The sequence below is a fragment of the Geotalea uraniireducens genome (assembly GCF_027943965.1).
Classification (GTDB): Bacteria; Desulfobacterota; Desulfuromonadia; order Geobacterales; family Geobacteraceae; genus Geobacter; species Geobacter uraniireducens.
This window is the reverse complement of record NZ_AP027151.1, coordinates 1,632,926-1,648,649: the sequence shown is the minus strand read 5'-3', so window position 1 is coordinate 1,648,649 and position 15,724 is coordinate 1,632,926. Positions and strand designations below refer to the sequence as shown.

Below are 15,724 nucleotides of genomic sequence, written 5' to 3'. Positions count from 1 at the left end.
CATTCGTGGCATTTAAATTGCTTATTCGGAAATTTGAATGTTTAACTATATTGACTTTTGGTCGAAAATAATAATTGCCACGTAAAAAAACGTTGAACTCTATTGAAATTTCACTATAATTCCCGCCGTCACTTCGTAATAAAGGAGGTGAACACAAAGAAGTCGCAAGTCTTCCTTGGCGAACCGGTAACCGCGGTTTTTTTTTGTGCACTGTCTGGCACATTGCGATGCATCACACCCACAGAAAGGAGAAAACATGAAGCGCACAACCTCAAAGGTTCTGGCCGGTGCCCTGTTGCTCGGGCTCTGCCAGCCGGTCGTAGCTCTGGCGGCTGACCAGGACCTGCAACAGAAGATGGACGCACTGGAGAAAGAGCTGAACCTCCTGAAGGACCAGCTGAAAGACACGGCCCACAAGGTCGACCGGGTCGAGAGCAAGTCGCTCGGCCGCTGGCTGACCATCAGCGGTGACTACATGTTCCGCTACGATTATCTCCGGGCCGAGTCGCCCAGCTACTATCCCTTCATGCCGGGCTTCACCCCTGCCACCAGCACCTCGCCGGCAGGCGCAGCGACGTACCTCGGCCTCGGCCCCTACGCCCAACCCTTCGGCCCGACCGGTCCGTTCGTCGGCAGCGCTGCTCCGGCGTCGACCGTCAGCAACACCGCCGTCTACACCCATCGCTTCGGCTTGAACCTCAATGCCAAGCCGGTCGAAAACGTCACCTTCGCTGCCCGGCTGCTGATGTACAAGGCATGGGGCAACCAGAGCGACAGCGTGCTCCAGGCTGGCAATACCGCGTACTCCTTCGACCGGGCCGGTCTCTTTGACGGCACCATCGGCCACCTCCCCGGCTCCAGCTTCCTCGATGTCGACCGGATCTATGTGGACTGGGAAAACATCGCCGACGAGCCGATCTGGTTCTCCATCGGCCGCCGTCCCTCCACTGACGGGATTCCGACCCACCTCAAGAACAATACCAAGCGCCCCGGCGTTGGTGGGATTCCGGCTCTGCTCGTCAACTATGCCTTTGACGGCCTGACCCTCGGCTGGGCCCCGGACTTCGACATGCTCCCCGGCGCTTATGGCAAGTTCTGCTACGGCCGCGGCTTCAGCACCGGCCTCTCCGACACCCGGAGCGTCGGCAACTCGCTGAAAGACACCGACATGATCGGCGTCCAGATGTCGCCGTACAACACCGACGCCCTGCAGGTCCTCCTCCAGTACAACCGGGCCTTCAACGTCTTCGATGCTCCCGAGATGGTTACCGGGCCGTTCTCGCAGATGCTGACCGGGCCGAAAGCCAACCTGGGCGACATCGACTGGTACGGTGTCAACCTGCTGGGTGAAGTGAAGAACGTCGGCCCCGGTACCTTCAACTGGTTCGTCCAGGGTGCCGTCGACGTTACCCATCCGAACAGCAACACGCTGAAGCTTTACAACCCCTACGATCCGTCCGGCCAGTCTTACATCGAAACCAACCAGGGCCTCCTCTGGTCGGGTTCCCCGAACAGCACCACCGGCTGGTCGGTCTTTGCCGGGATGCGTTACGACTTCCTCCCGACCCTCACCAAGCTCGGCTTCGAGTTCAACCACGGCTCCAAGAACTGGATCACCTTCTCGCCGGCCGAGGATGACATGTGGACGACCAAAGTGGGTACCCGCGGCAACGTCTACGAAGCTTACCTGATCCAGGAACTGCCGCTGAAGCCGATCTCTTCGTACTTCAGCAAAGTGTTCTTCAGGATCGGCTACCAGTACTATGATTTCGATTACACCGGCAGCAACTCCTGGCTCGGCGCTCCGGTCGACATGGCGGAGCTGAACTCTCCGATGAGCGCTCAGATGACGGCGCCGCTGCGTAACGCCGAAGACGTCTACGCCACCTTCGAACTACATTTTTAGTTTGATATATATTATCGGCTATATTATTATAGCCCTTGATATATGCAAAGGGGGGGCGCAAGCCCCCCTTACTTCGGAGGACAGGTAAAGTCAACGTAGATCGGTGTATGACGACGGCGGAAAGACCCCGTCAAAACCCAAGAAAAGGAGCAGAACAATGAAAAAAGCAGTATCCATCGTCATGGCAATCACCCTCATGGCCCTCAGCATCGTCTCGTTCTCTCGCGTAGCCAGCGCCGAAGAGGTGAAGATGGTTGGGGTCATCCAGAAGATCGAAATGGCTGCAGGCGCCAAGACGGCCACCGCTATCCTGAAGGACAACAAGTCCGGCAAGAACGTCACCATTACCATCAACGATGACCTGACTCTCGACAAGTTCAAAGACCACCGGATCGTGGAAGGCGACGAAATCCGCTGCAAGTATGACAACGCCAGCGGCAAGAACGTCAGCAAGCTGTTCCGCAAGACCGCAGGCTGCTAACGGCACACGCCAAACGGAGCTTTAAATAAATGCAGCATCAAACCGATGCTGCATTTATTTGGCGCCAATACATTAAATTATTTGCATATATCGTTACTACTACACAATGAACTGCAGAAGTGAACAAGGAGCTACCATGAAAAAGGGTTTGACCGGAGTGATCGTCGGCGCAGCGCTGCTCGCCATTTCCGGCACCGGGATGGCGCAGGTCGATCACGCCGACTTCATCACCGGGCCGTTCAAGAGTGGGACCGAGGTCACCAAGAAGTGTCTTGAGTGCCACGAGAAAGAAGCGGACGACATCATCAAGACCCCGCACTGGCTCTGGAAAGGGCCGACCAAGGGGCATGTCAGAGGCTATGAACACAGCAACGTCGAATACGGCAAGACAAACATGCTGAATGCCTTCTGCGTTTCCGTCGAAGGTGGCCCGAATCAGGAGGCCCGCGGGCACTGCAGCGAGTGCCACCCGAGCTACGTCTGGAACGAGAAGAACTTCAACTTCAAAGATACGACGAAGATCGACTGCCTGATCTGCCATGCCCAGAAAGGCGACTACGGCAGAGAAGACGACGTCATCAGCGACTTCACCGATCTCAAGAAAGCGGCCGTCAGCGTTGGGCTGCCGACGATCAGAAACTGCGGCGCCTGCCACTACTCCGGCGGCGGCGATGACGGCGTCAAGCACGGCGACCTCGACTCGACCCTCAACACGGCGGACAAGTCCCTCGACGTCCACATGGCCAGCAAGGAAAAAGGCGGCCAGGGGATGACCTGCCAGGCCTGCCACACCACCAAGGACCACCGCATCGCCGGTGCCTCGACCATGATGGCCACTTACGACGGCCGCGTTTTCTGCGAAAACTGCCACAGCGGCAAGAATGCGCCGCACCAGAAATCCCGTAACCGCGCCCTCATCAACAATCACCTCAAGACCGTGGCCTGCCAGACCTGCCACATCCCCTACTTCGCCCGCGGCAAAGCTACCCGCGTGGGCTGGGACTGGTCGACCGTCGGCGACAAGCTGAAGCTGCCGCCCCAGGAAGGCCGGATCGCCTTCGACAACGCCAAAGGGACCTGGAAATGGGCCAAAAACGTTGTTCCGACCTACATGTGGTATGACGGCACCATCGACCGCTACATGAAAGGCGACAAGATCAAGGATCCTTCCAAGCCGCTGATCATGATGAAGCCTTACGGCTCCATCACCGAGAAGAATGCCAAGATCTATCCGTTCAAGTACTTCACCGGCAAGCAGCCGATGGATGCGCAGTTCAAGTACCTGAATGTCTTCCAGCAGTACAAAGGGCTCTGGGTCACCCTGAACTGGCAGAAGTCTCTCGAAGACGGCGCCAAAGGGTCCGGTCTCCCCTACAGCGGTAAGTACCAGTTCGTCAGCACGGTTTCCTATATCGGTCAGGACCACATGATTGCCCCGAAAGAAGAGGCTCTCACCTGCGGCGACTGCCATATGGGTGGTAACCGGCTCGACTGGAAAGCCCTCGGCTACAAAGGCGACCCGATGCTGATGGGTGGCGGCCGTGACAAGAAGTCCTCCATCGAGCACGGCCTGAAGCCGATGGACCTCAACTTCATCCAGGAGAACTGGGTACAGAAGCACTCCGGCAACACTGCCTGCCCGACTCCGGTGAAGAAGCACTCCAAAGTGGCCGCCAAGTAAGCAACAGCCACTGGGCAGCAATTGTTTCACCCCAAGGGTGGGCCGCCACGGCCCACCCTTTTTTCATGCCTCCCCGCCCCAGTCACACCGTTCGGCAAATTCCGAACTGATACATTCCAGAAAATCCTCCACCAACGCATCGTTCCGCTTCACCCGGCCAAGGGCAACGGTCCGGAACCGGCTGTGACAGAACCCTGCCACCCGGTGCTCCAAAAGTGTTCCGCTGCGCAGATGCCGGTGAATGAGACTCGTCGACATGAAAGAGATCCCACCGCCGGAGAGGACCGTTTCCACCGTCAGCCGTAGATCGTCGTAAATCACCATACTCTTGAAATCCTCCAGCTCACGGCCGAGCGCTTCAAGATTGAGCCGCAACAGCTTTTTCGAGCTGCAGCCGTCCTTGCGAGTGATCAGCCGCTGCTCAAGCAGCGTGTCGATGGCGGCAACGGGAGACTCCAGGCCGAGCGCCGGGGCGCTGACGAAAACCAGTTCATCCTTCGGCAGGGGAATGGTGGTGAACTCACTCAGATCGAGATCTTCGCAATGTTCGATGATGCCAATGTCGAATTCACGTTCCGTCAGCCCCTTGACCGCCTGTTCGGGGGTATAGAACATGAACTTCAGATCGACGATATCGGCATTGCCCATCATGAACCGGTTGAGAATCCCCGGCAGGTACGAAATCCCGAAGGAGGGAGTGCAGCAGAGCGACAACCGCTGCTTACCGTGAAACTTCTGCAGTTCCTCGTGCAAGGCGTGCTCGAGTTCGAGGATCGCCTGCGCCTTCTTCACCACCATCTCCCCAGCCGGGGTCAGGAGCGCCACCGGTCCGGATCGGTCGAGCAGTTCGCAGCCGTAGCGTTCCTCCAGAAACTTGATCCGTTGCGATACGGCCGATTGAGTGATGCACAGGTCCGCCGCCGCCTTGGAGAAGCTCCCCTTGTCCGCCGCCACCAGTAACGTCTTCAAATAGAGTGTTTCCATCTCCTGATTCCCTACTCCCTCCCTGATCGACACATAAGCAGTGCTTATAGCGCTATCAGAATGATTCGCTTTTGTTTCCTTTTCGGTTCATCGATAATCTCAATACATCACAAGAGGCTAATTAGCAACACTTATACACCCGGCAGCCAAGCAATTTTCCCGCCAGCCGGCCAACCAGAAAAGGAGGTGAGTTCGTCACGGGGGAATTCCCCGCCTCATGGTGCAACGTACCGTTTTACCGCTGCAATGTCACACCATCACGGAAAGGAGAAGTCATGCGAAACTTGCTGCCTGCAACCCGACTGGTGCATCTGGCGATTCTTGCCGCCATTTCGCTGGCTCTCGGCGCCTGCGCGACCGGGGCCATTCGCGAACGGATGCTTACCCTGCCGGTCATTGACGGGGCAACCTATACGGGCGACGCAGTATGCGCCCAGTGCCACGAAGACAAGATGGCGCCCTTCGCCGCCACGGTTCACGGCCGGCTGGCCGAATTCGAACTGCTGGGCGGAACTAAGGGGTGCGAATCGTGCCACGGTCCCGGCAGCCTCCACGCCCAGGACGGCGACCCGGCAAAAATCCTCACGTTTGGTCAGCTGGCGGCTGACCAGGCCTCCGCGCTCTGCCTGAAATGCCATAGCGCCGGCGCGCTCATGGAATGGCACGGCAACGAGCACGCCCTCAACGATGTGGCCTGCACCGACTGCCACGCCATCCATCAGCCGAAGAACGCCGTCCGAAAGAGCCTGAAAAAAGCGGAGCCGGAACTCTGCTACGGCTGCCATCAGGAATACCAGGCCAAGGCCAACTTCCCGTCGCATCACCCGATCAAGGAAGGGAAAATGACCTGTTCGAGCTGCCACCAGGCTCACGGCTCGACCCTCAGGAACCTGCGCAGCGAAGAGCGGGTGAACGATCTCTGTTTCAACTGCCACAGCCGCTACCAGGGGCCGTTCGTCTTCGAGCACGCCCCCGTTCAGGACGACTGCACCATCTGCCACGACGCCCATGGCACCGTCGCCAACAACCTGCTGCGGCAGAACGAACCGTTCCTCTGCCTCCAGTGCCACGAAATGCACTTTCACGCGGTACGCGATGGGGCCACGGTCGATCCGGGCAACACCGCCCTCGACGCCAGCAAGATCAACGGCATCACCCCGGGGACGACGGTTTCCGGCACCAACGATGTCCAGTACACCAACAAGTTCGGTGCCGATGGATGGCGGATGGGCTTCGGCACCAAATGCACCGTCTGCCATACCCAGATTCACGGCAGTGACCTGCCGTCCCAGACCGCTCCGTCCGTCAACACGACGGGCACCAAGGGATGGCCCGACGGTGCAAAGGGGCTGACCCGCTAAAACAGCTTAAGGAAAGGAGCAACCATGAATTTTGCCAGAAAACTGCTGATCCCGTTGCCGCTCCTGATGCTGTTCGTCCCACTGTCGGTTTCGGCAGAAAACTCGGCCAGCTCCGTCTCGGCCACCGTCGAAACCGGCGGTGCGGGGATCGCGGTGAGTGACGACATCAAGAGAGTCAACGAATATTCCGTTATCAGGACCAAACCGGGGGTCAACCCCTATGGCAAGGTCGACCTTAGGGTGCGGGAACAGGGGATCGTCTTTGACGGTACCAGCCGTTTCATGGATTCCCGTGACCAGACCCATGAGGGGACGCTCGACGTCAAAAGAGTCTTCAGGACCTCGTTCAGCTACGATGCCTTCCAGCACTGGCTCGATCACGACCAGTTGAACTACCTTGACGCGGCGATTCCCCCCGCCAGCAGCTATACCGGTAATGCGGCCAACCCGTTGCCGCTGACGCCGAATACCGTCCCCGGCTACTGGTACACGCCGCTCCCCGGGACGACCACCCCGGCGTACGGCGGCAGTTCAGCCACGCCGCCGGCCGGTTACCAGGCCCAGCAGATCGGCCGCGCCACCCTCTACGGCGAGGACCTGACGCCGAACAGCGACTTTTCCATCGTCCGCCGGGAATGGAAAAGCGACACCGATCTCACCATCCCCCAGTTGCCGAACCTGACGTTCCACTTTAACTACCGGAACGAGCAGCGGGAGGGGGTCGAACAGTCGATCGGCATGAGCAAGTGTACCTCCTGCCATATCACCGGCGGCGGGAAAAACATCGACGAGAACACCCGGGACATCTCGGCGGGGGTGACCGGCCGGTTCGGACTGCTGACCCTCACCTACACCTTCCTCAACCGCCAGTTCCGGGAAAATGCCGCCGCGCCGACCCGCCTGTACGACCCGGCCCTCTCCCCCGGCCAGGCCTATGCGGTCAACGGTCCGTTCGACAACCGGCTGCTCTACGATTACGAAAACGGGCCGCTTCGCTACGACGCCACCCCCGACTCGAACAAGAACAGCCATGTCGTCAAGGCGAAGGTCGACCTGCCCGGCGAAGCATCGGTATTCGCCAGCTACGTCAATACCAAGGTCGACAGCAGCAAGAGCGACGAGCCGGGGATTTTCACCCTGGACCGGCAGAAGCTCGAATCCACCTACGACTCCTTCGGCGGCCGGGTTACCACCAAGGTGGGCAAGCGGCTCACCTTCACGCTGCGCGGCAAGACAGAAAAAATCCGCAACGATGATGTCGGGATCGCTTTCACCACTCTCAGCGGTACCGGCACCGCCCCGAACCAGTTCGTTCCCGATCCGACCTCGCTGCAGGCCACGCGGTACTCGTCGCTCAGCCGCGACAGCTACACCATCGGCCTCGACGCGGTCTATCGTCTGGCCCGGCGGACCACCCTGCGACTCGGCTACGACTTCAATGAAGTAAACCGGCACGAGCAGGAATTCGGCGATTCCAAGATTCACACCGTCAAGGCGTCGATCAATACCCGTCCGTCCACCACCCTTTCCGCCCGGGCAAGCTACACCTTCAAGAAAATCGACGACCCCTTCGTTACCCCGGCAGCAGCGCTCGTGCCGATGACCGACGTCAGCGGTAACATCACCGTCGGCAACGGCCCGACTTACGGAATAGACTTCTACAACCGGCGGACCGCGGACCTCTCCAACCAGCCGGACACGGTTCACGAAGGAAACGTCTCCGCCACCTGGTCACCCGGACCCCGCTTCTCGACGACCGCCTACTACCGGATCAAGGCAGAGCGGAACGACCTCAACAAGGGGGCCTGGAAGCAGACCTCCCACGGCCCCGGGCTTACCGTCTGGTATGCCCCAACCGACAAGGTAGCCATGACTCTGGCATACAACTATCAGAAGCAGAAGACGGAAAACATGATGTGCCAGGGACTTTACGACGGCTGAGCGGGCGTAATCGTATCGACCCAGTTTGGGTCGACCTGTGACAACTATCAGTACGACATTGATGTCCACACCGTCTCACTCAGCACCAACTACGAAGCAACTGAGCAGCTCAAACTGTTTGCCAACGCGATGTACAACGACGCCAAGGCGCGGATCAACGGGCTCTATTTCCCGTCGTTGGCCGAACTCGGCTATACCGACGCCGTCCTGACATCCTCGTTTTACGCACTGGAGGACCTCCCGGCGATCCAGGAGTACTCCGATCTCCACTACCGGCAGATCGACCTGAGCGTCGGCGGTACCTATAACGTCACGACGAATCTGTTCGTCACCGCCCAGGCCGGCTTCCAGCAGTTCATCGACGATGCCCCCTACGTGTACGGCGACCAGGACGGCACCGTCTATTCGGGATCGCTCGGTATCGGCTACCGGTTCTAAAAGCGTTTCTGACCACCGTCTCCTTCAGGGGTTGTTATTGGGGCGGGCCAACTGGCCCGCCCGTTTTTTCTCTCCCCATCGCCCACCCGCACCGGCATTTTTCCCTTGACACAACCGCCCGGCAGTGGTATCAAAGTACCTTTCGAAAAACGAAAATCCCCTGAATTCATACACAAAATGGAGGTGCAGTTTGGCTCATCACAAGTCGGCCCTGAAAAGGATCAAGCAGAACAAAAAGCGTCAATTGAAAAACAAACACTACCGCTCCACTCTGCGGACTTTTATAAAGCGTGTACGCGAAGCAGTCGAGGCCAAAGACCAGGCGCTGGCCAAGGAAGCACTCCAGGCCGCCATCCCGGTTATCGACAAGGCCGCCTCGAAGGGGATTATCCACACCAGCAACGCTTCACGGAGCGTATCGCGTCTCGCCAAGCTGGTCAATACTCTCGGCTAGTCCACTCCCGAACCGTTAAACGAAAAGGGACACCAATACATGGTGTCCCTTTTTTTGTTCCCGAATTTCGTCTCACCGCAACGAAGCCGTCACCTAGCTCCTTCCGACGGCAGGCAGTCAGCCTCGCGGACCGCAGATACCCATTACCAACCGCTCCATGACAAGCGCCGGTTTCCCGCCCCCCTCGCCTCCCTTGAGGGCCAGGTCAGCCATATAAAGCGCTTCGAAAACGTCCCGCAGCTCGGCTACGGAAAAGTTGCGGGCCTGATCGACAATCCCCTTGAGAAAATACGGATTGATGCCGGTCTGGCGGGCAATCTCCTGCTGGCCGACCTGTTTTGCCACGAGCTCGCGCACCCGCCAGAGTTGGCGGAAATGGCGGGCAATCATCGCCAGGAGCATCAGCGGCGCCTCGCCGTCCCGGAGGATCGTAGCGAGACTGCGAAACGCCTTGACCAGGTTACGCTCTCCCAGGGCATTGGCCAGATCGAAGACGCTCTCGACCTTGGTGTCCGAAACGATCTCCTTGACGTCGGCTACGGTAACCGTCTCGCGCTCGCCGGCAAACGTAGCGACCTTGGCCAGCTGCGTCGCCAGCTCGCCGAGATTGTTCCCCACGAGGTAAAGCAACAGTTCCACCGCCGCCGGTTCAACCCGCTTGCCGAGTTCGCGCGCCTCCTCGCGGATGAAGGCGCCGAGCTGGTTCTCGTAGGGGCGCTTGCAGTCGACCAGCTCGCCGTGCTTTTTCACTTCCTGGAAGAACTTTTTCCGCTGGTCGACCTTTTCGCCGAGAAAGACCAGACAGGTGGATGATGGCGGATCGGTAACAGTCGGCAGCAGAAGATCCAGCGCCGCCGCATTCAGGTCGCCCGCCCGCTTGACCAGCACCAGTCGCCGCTCGGCGAACATCGGCAACGTTTGGGCAGCGGTGGCAATCTCCTCCCCTTTGACCTCATTGCCGTAAAAAACGTCAAGATTGAAATCCCGGAAGTCGGCGGAGACCACCCGGTCCACCAGGCGTTTGGCCGCCCGTTCCATGAGATACGGCTCGTCGCCATGGAAATAATAGAGTGGGCCGATTTCGCCCCGGGAAAGCGTTTTTTCGAGTTCTTCAACTTTCATGGGGATGGGAGGAGAGGAGCGAGAGCCACTGCCAGCGGCAACTCAGAAATCCTCGGTTGTATGCAGATAAATTTGCTGCGCCAGTTTGCGACAGATTGCCCGGATGGCGTCGTCTTCGCTGTTCTGCTGAAGGACGAGGTCGTCGTTGGCCGGGAAGACCGTATTGGCCGAGACAATCCCCTTCCAGAGCACCTTGCCGTCGCCAACCCGGCGCAATGTCGCCTCGGTCGTGATGGTCGCCCGGTACTCCTTGACCGTATCGGTGGCGGTGTAGGAGACGGCGGCAGTCCCATAGGAGAGCACCGTCCCCGAGAGGACGATCTCACCCCCCGAATTGACCACCTGGGCACCCTCGCGTCTGACCAGTTCATCGATGATGCTGTCGGTAATTACCGCCTCGATGTTCGGCCGATAGGTGCGGTTGGCAAAGATCGATACCTCGATGGTCTTGCCGCCGCGACCGAATTCGCCGCGGGCCGGCATCATCGTGTGGTAGCCGCAGCCGCCGAGCGCCATGGCCAGCACCAGCAGGCAGACGAGCGAGTATTTCCGCATGACGCCGGCCACCGCAGCCTACCCGACCACAATGTTCAGCAGCTTGCCGGGGACGTAGATAACTTTCCGCACCTGCTTCCCTTCAAGCCAGGAGCCGACCCGTTCGTCGGCAAGGGCCGATTCCTTGACCTGGGCCTCGGCGGCGCCGGCAGGAACGGTCACCTTGCCGCGCACCTTGCCATTCACCTGGATAACGATCAGCAGCTCCTCATCCACTGCCGCTGCGGCGTCGAAGCCGGGCCAGCCGGCCTGCTCGACCCCGCCGGCATGACCGAGTGCCGCCCAGAGCTCTTCGGCCACATGGGGAACGAAGGGGGAAAGGAGCAGGACGATGCTTTCAACCGCTTCCTTGAGCACTGCGGCGTTGGCCGGCAGGTTCTTCGGCTCGAAAGCATAGACGGCATTGACCAGCTCCATGATCGAAGCGATGGCGGTATTGAAATGGAAGCGCTCGTCGATATCGTCGGTGACTTTCCGGATCGTCTTGTGCACCGTCCGCCGGAGCACCTTGGCCTCGTCGCCGAGTTGGTCCGGTTTGACCGCCCCCGCCGTCGAGATGAAAGGAAGCGTGTCGTAAACCAGCCGCCAGACCCGGTTGAGGAAACGGTAACTCCCCTCGACCCCTTGGTCGCTCCAGTCCAGGTCCTTCTCGGGGGGGGCGGCAAAGAGCGAGAACAACCGGGCCGTATCGGCGCCATAACGGTTGATCAGCGCGTCGGGGTCGACGACGTTCCCCTTCGACTTGCTCATCTTGGCGCCATCCTTGATCACCATCCCCTGGGTGAGCAGGTTTTTAAACGGCTCATCGACATTCACGTAGCCGAGATCGCGGAGCACCTTGGTGAAGAAACGGGCGTAGAGAAGATGGAGCACCGCATGCTCGATGCCGCCGATATACTGGTCCACCGGCATCCAGTATTCGGCCCGCGCCCGGTCGAGCGGCCCGGCGGCGAAATCGGGACAGCAGTAGCGAAGGAAGTACCAGGAGGACTGGACGAAGGTGTCCATCGTATCGGTTTCGCGGCGCGCGGCGGCACCGCACTGGGGACAGGTGACATTGACGAACGAGGGGACCTTGGCCAGCGGATTCCCCCCCTCGCCGGTAAAGGTGGCGTCCATCGGCAGCACCACCGGCAGGTCCTTCTCCGGCACCGGCACCACGCCGCAGATGTCGCAATTGATAACCGGGATCGGGTTGCCCCAGTAACGCTGCCGGGAAATCCCCCAATCGCGGAGCCGGTAATTGACGGTTTTCCGTCCGACCCCTTCCCGCTCCAGGTAATCGGCGATCCGTTCCTTGGCTTCGTCGCTGCGCAGACCGTCGAAAGGCCCGGAGTTGGTCAGGATCCCCACCTCGGTATAAGCGGCGGTCATCGCCCCGGGGTCGAGGACGGCCCCTTCGGGCTGGATCACCACCTGCAACGGCAGCCGGTATTTGGCGGCAAACTCGAAGTCGCGCTGGTCGTGGGTCGGCACTGCCATCACTGCACCGGTCCCATAGTCGAGCAGGACGAAGTTGGCAAGATAGATCGGCATCCGCCGGTTCGTCACCGGGTTGATACAGTAGGAGCCGGTGAAGACCCCTTCCTTTTCGAAATCTTCGGCGGTCCGCCGGGCCTTGTCGGTCTTCTTGACCCGCTCGATGAACGCCTCGACTTCGGCCCGGTTTTCCGGCGTGGTCAGTTCGAGGGCCTGGGAGTGCTCCGGGGCCAGCGACATGAAGGTGGCGCCGTAGAGCGTGTCCTGGCGGGTGGTGAAAACTGTGACCTTGGCCAGGCTCCCTTCCACGGGAAAGTCGATCTCGCAACCGAAGCTCTTGCCGATCCAGTTGCGCTGCATCACCAACACCCGCTCCGGCCAGCCGGGGAGCTGCCAGGTGTTGTCGAGCAACTCTTCGGCATACTCGGTGATCCGGAAGAACCACTGTTCAAGCTCCTTCAGCACCACCTCGCTGTCGCAGCGCCAGCAGCAGCCGTCTTCCACCTGTTCGTTGGCCAGCACCGTCTCACAGGTGGGACACCAGTTCACGGACGAGGACTTCTTGTAGACCAGCCCCTTCTCATACATCTGCAGGAACAGCCGCTGTTCCCACTGATAGTAGTCGAGGTCGCAGGTGGCCAGCTCGCGGTCCCAGTCGTAGGAGAGCCCCATCTTTTTCAGCTGGCCGCGCATGTAGGCGATGTTCTCGTAGGTCCAGTGGGCCGGGTGGCTCTTGTGCTGGATCGCCGCGTTCTCCGCCGGCATGCCGAAGGCGTCCCACCCCATGGGATGAAGGACGTTATAGCCGCGCAGCCGCTTGTAACGCGCCACCACGTCGCCAATGGAGTAGTTGCGGACGTGCCCCATATGGATTCGCCCCGAGGGATAGGGGAACATTTCGAGGAGATAATATTTGCTCTTGGCAGAATCTTCGGTGACCTTGTAAGTCTTCATTTCCTCCCAGATCCGTTGCCACTTTTCCTCGACGGTTCGGGGGATATATTTTTCGTCCACGGGTAACCTCCACCAGGGTCAATCGGTATGCAGCAAAGGTTTGTTATTAGCACAAAAACGCCGGCCATGCAAACATGTTTGCCATGGCCGGCGGGGGCGAAACCGGCACAAACATCAGCGCCTGACAGCGCTCAGTTCCACTTTTGGTGGCATTTCTCGCAGTTGATCGGGTCCTTGACGCTGAAGGCCATGCTGAAACCGTGGCAGGCGCCGCACGACTTGCCGGCCTCCATCTCCTTCATGGTGAAAGAGCGGCTGGCAGCTCCCGCGGCGACAATCTTGCTGTGGCAGTCAACACAGCCATACCCTTTGCCGAGGTGATAATGGTGACTAAACGTGACGCTGCCGACCGAATCCGGCAGGGCATATTTCACCGCCTTGGTCACCGGATGGCACCGTCCGCAGCTACCGGTCACGGCAAAGGCGGTGCTGCCGTCGTGACAGGCCCCGCACGATTTACCCTTTTCCATCTCCGGCATCGTCGTATGGCGATTGTCGGCGGCAGGGCGAAAAAGCGCATCGTGGCAATCGGAACAGCGATAGGCCTGGATATGGAAGGAATGGCTGAAGGACGCGCCCGATTTCTTGAACGATATCTCCCGGACCGGATGGCACTTGGTGCAATCGGCGGTTACGGCAAAGGCAGTTTTCCCGTCGTGGCAGGCACCGCAGGATTTCCCCCCCTCCATCTCCTTCATGGTATACCGCTTCGCCGTCGCCCCGGCGCCGAAGACGGCGTAGTGGCAATCGCCACAGGAATAGAGACCAGTATGGAAGGCATGGCTGAACCGGGTGGCGCCGGTCTGGGGGACATTGAAGACGATATCGGTGGTTGAGCGGTGGCATTTGCTGCAATCGCCGCGGACACTGAAGGCGGTCTTGCCGTCGTGGCAGGCGCCGCAGGATTTCCCTTCCTCCATCTGCGGCATAGTCGTGCGCGGGTTACCGGGACCGGGACGGAACAGATCGTTGTGGCAGTCGCCACACCCCAGCGATTCAAGATGCTTGACGTGTGGAAAGCGGGAATCGTCGGCCATGGTCACGTCGCCGAGAGGATGGCATTTGCCGCAGTTCGCCGCGGCAGTGGCAGCAAAAGCGGTGGTACCGTCATGGCAGGCCCCGCACGATTTGCCCTGCCCCATTTCCGCCATGGTATAACTTTTCCGCTCCGCCCCGGCACGGAAAATCCCGTTGTGGCAGTCGCTGCAACCATAGAGCTGGCGGTGGAAGCCATGGCTGAAAGTGACCGTCCCGGCCGTCGCAGTCTTGAATTTGACATCGTCGGTCTTGACGTGACATTTGTCGCAGTTGCCGTCGACGCCGAAGACGGTTTTCCCTTCATGACAGACGCCGCAGGAGAGTCCTTTTTCCATGTCGGCCATCGTATAGCGCTTACTGTTGACGCCACCGATGAAGATTCCGCTGTGGCAGTTGTCGCAATTGAGGATCTTGGTATGGACACGGTGGCTGAAGAAGGCGTTGCCCTGGCTGAAGGTCACCTCCCGGACGTCAGTGTGGCATTTGCCGCAGTCACCTTTGACGGAAAAGGCGGTATTGCCGTTGTGGCAGCCACCGCACGACTGCTGGGTCTCCATCTCTTTCATGGTATAGCGATGGCTGTTCGGCCCGGCGATGAAATACCTGCTATGACAGTCGGTGCAATTGTAGCTGAGGCCGAGGTGGTAATCATGGCTGAAATGCGCATCGGCGGCGAAGGAGATATCCCGGACCATATGGCACTTGGTGCAGTTCGCCTTGACGGTGAAAGCGGTAGCGCCGTCATGGCAGGCACCGCAGGATGCCCCTTTTTCCATCTGGGCCATCGTCGCATGGGAATTGTCGGTACTTGCCTTGAAGATGGCGTTGTGGCAGTCGGCGCAGCCATAAGCGCCAAGGCCCATGTGGAAGCGATGACTGAAGGTTACGGTACCGAAATCGGGGATGCTGATCGGCACTTCCTTGGTGACATGGCAACGGATGCATTCGGCCAAAGGGAAGGCCCGTTTGCCGTTATGGCAGGCACCGCAGGACTTCCCCTTCTCCATTTCCGCCATGGAAACCGGCGCGGCCTTCTTGCCGATGGCGAACAGGGAGTTATGGCACAGGGTGCAATCACTGCCGAGCGCCTTGAGATGGAGCGGGTGCTCGAAGACGATCTTACCGGCATTATCCGTAGAGAATGTGACGACCCGGTAATCGGCGGCAAACAGGACGACGGGCAACAGAAACAGCAGAATGGCGGGAACCAGCAGGCGTTTCACGATCAGCTCCTTGGATGGCCGAGCTTCATTCACCCCCTTGGAGAGCG

Annotated in this window: 11 protein-coding genes; 6 read left to right on the top strand and 5 right to left on the bottom strand. The window is 59.5% G+C overall.

Going from position 1 to position 15,724, the window contains the following annotated elements; translation table 11 throughout:
* Positions 1–256: 256 nt before the first annotated feature.
* The 3 genes from QMN23_RS07725 (at position 257) to QMN23_RS07715 (ending at position 4,068) form a co-directional block, all read left to right on the top strand.
* Positions 257–1,906: a DUF3373 domain-containing protein gene (locus QMN23_RS07725; protein ID WP_282003159.1), complete on the top strand. Its 1,650-nt coding sequence runs from the start codon at positions 257–259 to the stop codon at positions 1,904–1,906.
* A gap of 157 nt (positions 1,907–2,063) precedes the next feature.
* Positions 2,064–2,387: a hypothetical protein gene (locus QMN23_RS07720; protein ID WP_282003157.1), complete on the top strand. Its 324-nt coding sequence runs from the start codon at positions 2,064–2,066 to the stop codon at positions 2,385–2,387.
* A gap of 136 nt (positions 2,388–2,523) precedes the next feature.
* Positions 2,524–4,068 carry a tetrathionate reductase family octaheme c-type cytochrome gene (locus QMN23_RS07715; RefSeq protein ID WP_282003155.1) on the top strand — a complete coding sequence of 515 codons (1,545 nt, stop codon included), beginning with the start codon at positions 2,524–2,526 and terminating at the stop codon, positions 4,066–4,068.
* Between the two features lie 63 nt (positions 4,069–4,131).
* On the opposite strand, the gene QMN23_RS07710 is transcribed toward QMN23_RS07715, so the two are convergent.
* Positions 4,132–5,052 (bottom strand): LysR family transcriptional regulator, encoded by a 921-nt coding sequence (locus QMN23_RS07710; RefSeq protein WP_282003153.1) that lies wholly within the window; start codon positions 5,050–5,052, stop codon positions 4,132–4,134.
* Positions 5,053–5,327: 275 nt separating this feature from the next.
* On the opposite strand from QMN23_RS07710, the gene QMN23_RS07705 reads away from it, so the two are divergent.
* The 3 genes from QMN23_RS07705 to rpsT all read left to right on the top strand — a co-directional run bounded on the left by QMN23_RS07705 (position 5,328) and on the right by rpsT (position 9,246).
* Positions 5,328–6,413, top strand: a complete 1,086-nt coding sequence (locus QMN23_RS07705; RefSeq protein WP_282003151.1) for a GSU2203 family decaheme c-type cytochrome — start codon at positions 5,328–5,330, stop codon at positions 6,411–6,413.
* Positions 6,414–6,437: 24 nt separating this feature from the next.
* The gene (locus tag QMN23_RS07700; protein ID WP_282003150.1) at positions 6,438–8,792 is read left to right on the top strand and encodes a GSU2204 family CXXCH-containing (seleno)protein; all 2,355 of its coding nucleotides are present in this window, start codon (positions 6,438–6,440) and stop codon (positions 8,790–8,792) included.
* A gap of 190 nt (positions 8,793–8,982) precedes the next feature.
* Positions 8,983–9,246 (top strand): 30S ribosomal protein S20, encoded by a 264-nt coding sequence (gene rpsT / locus QMN23_RS07695; RefSeq protein ID WP_282003148.1) that lies wholly within the window; start codon positions 8,983–8,985, stop codon positions 9,244–9,246.
* 117 nt (positions 9,247–9,363) lie between these two features.
* Here the strand turns inward: rpsT and holA are convergent, their stop codons facing one another.
* From holA to QMN23_RS07675, 4 genes are all read right to left on the bottom strand, one after another.
* Positions 9,364–10,368, bottom strand: coding sequence for a DNA polymerase III subunit delta (gene holA / locus QMN23_RS07690; protein ID WP_282003146.1), 1,005 nt, complete (start codon positions 10,366–10,368; stop codon positions 9,364–9,366).
* A 42-nt stretch (positions 10,369–10,410) separates the two neighbouring features.
* On the bottom strand, positions 10,411–10,923 hold the full coding sequence (gene lptE / locus QMN23_RS07685) for an LptE family protein (RefSeq protein WP_282003144.1): 513 nt from the start codon (positions 10,921–10,923) through the stop codon (positions 10,411–10,413).
* Positions 10,924–10,941: 18 nt separating this feature from the next.
* Positions 10,942–13,416: a leucine--tRNA ligase gene (gene leuS, locus QMN23_RS07680; RefSeq protein ID WP_282003142.1), complete on the bottom strand. Its 2,475-nt coding sequence runs from the start codon at positions 13,414–13,416 to the stop codon at positions 10,942–10,944.
* Between the two features lie 131 nt (positions 13,417–13,547).
* Positions 13,548–15,677 (bottom strand): cytochrome c3 family protein, encoded by a 2,130-nt coding sequence (locus tag QMN23_RS07675; protein ID WP_282003140.1) that lies wholly within the window; start codon positions 15,675–15,677, stop codon positions 13,548–13,550.
* Positions 15,678–15,724: the final 47 nt, after the last annotated feature.

Bases quoted from the DNA above. Each gene is read 5' to 3' on its own strand.
- QMN23_RS07725 (WP_282003159.1), top strand. From the start codon at position 257: ATGAAGCGCACAACCTCAAAGGTTCTGGCCGGTGCCCTGTTGCTCGGG.
- QMN23_RS07720 (WP_282003157.1), top strand. From the start codon at position 2,064: ATGAAAAAAGCAGTATCCATCGTCATGGCAATCACCCTCATGGCCCTC.
- QMN23_RS07715 (WP_282003155.1), top strand. From the start codon at position 2,524: ATGAAAAAGGGTTTGACCGGAGTGATCGTCGGCGCAGCGCTGCTCGCC.
- QMN23_RS07710 (WP_282003153.1), bottom strand. From the start codon at position 5,052: ATGGAAACACTCTATTTGAAGACGTTACTGGTGGCGGCGGACAAGGGG.
- QMN23_RS07705 (WP_282003151.1), top strand. From the start codon at position 5,328: ATGCGAAACTTGCTGCCTGCAACCCGACTGGTGCATCTGGCGATTCTT.
- holA (WP_282003146.1), bottom strand. From the start codon at position 10,368: ATGAAAGTTGAAGAACTCGAAAAAACGCTTTCCCGGGGCGAAATCGGC.
- lptE (WP_282003144.1), bottom strand. From the start codon at position 10,923: ATGCGGAAATACTCGCTCGTCTGCCTGCTGGTGCTGGCCATGGCGCTC.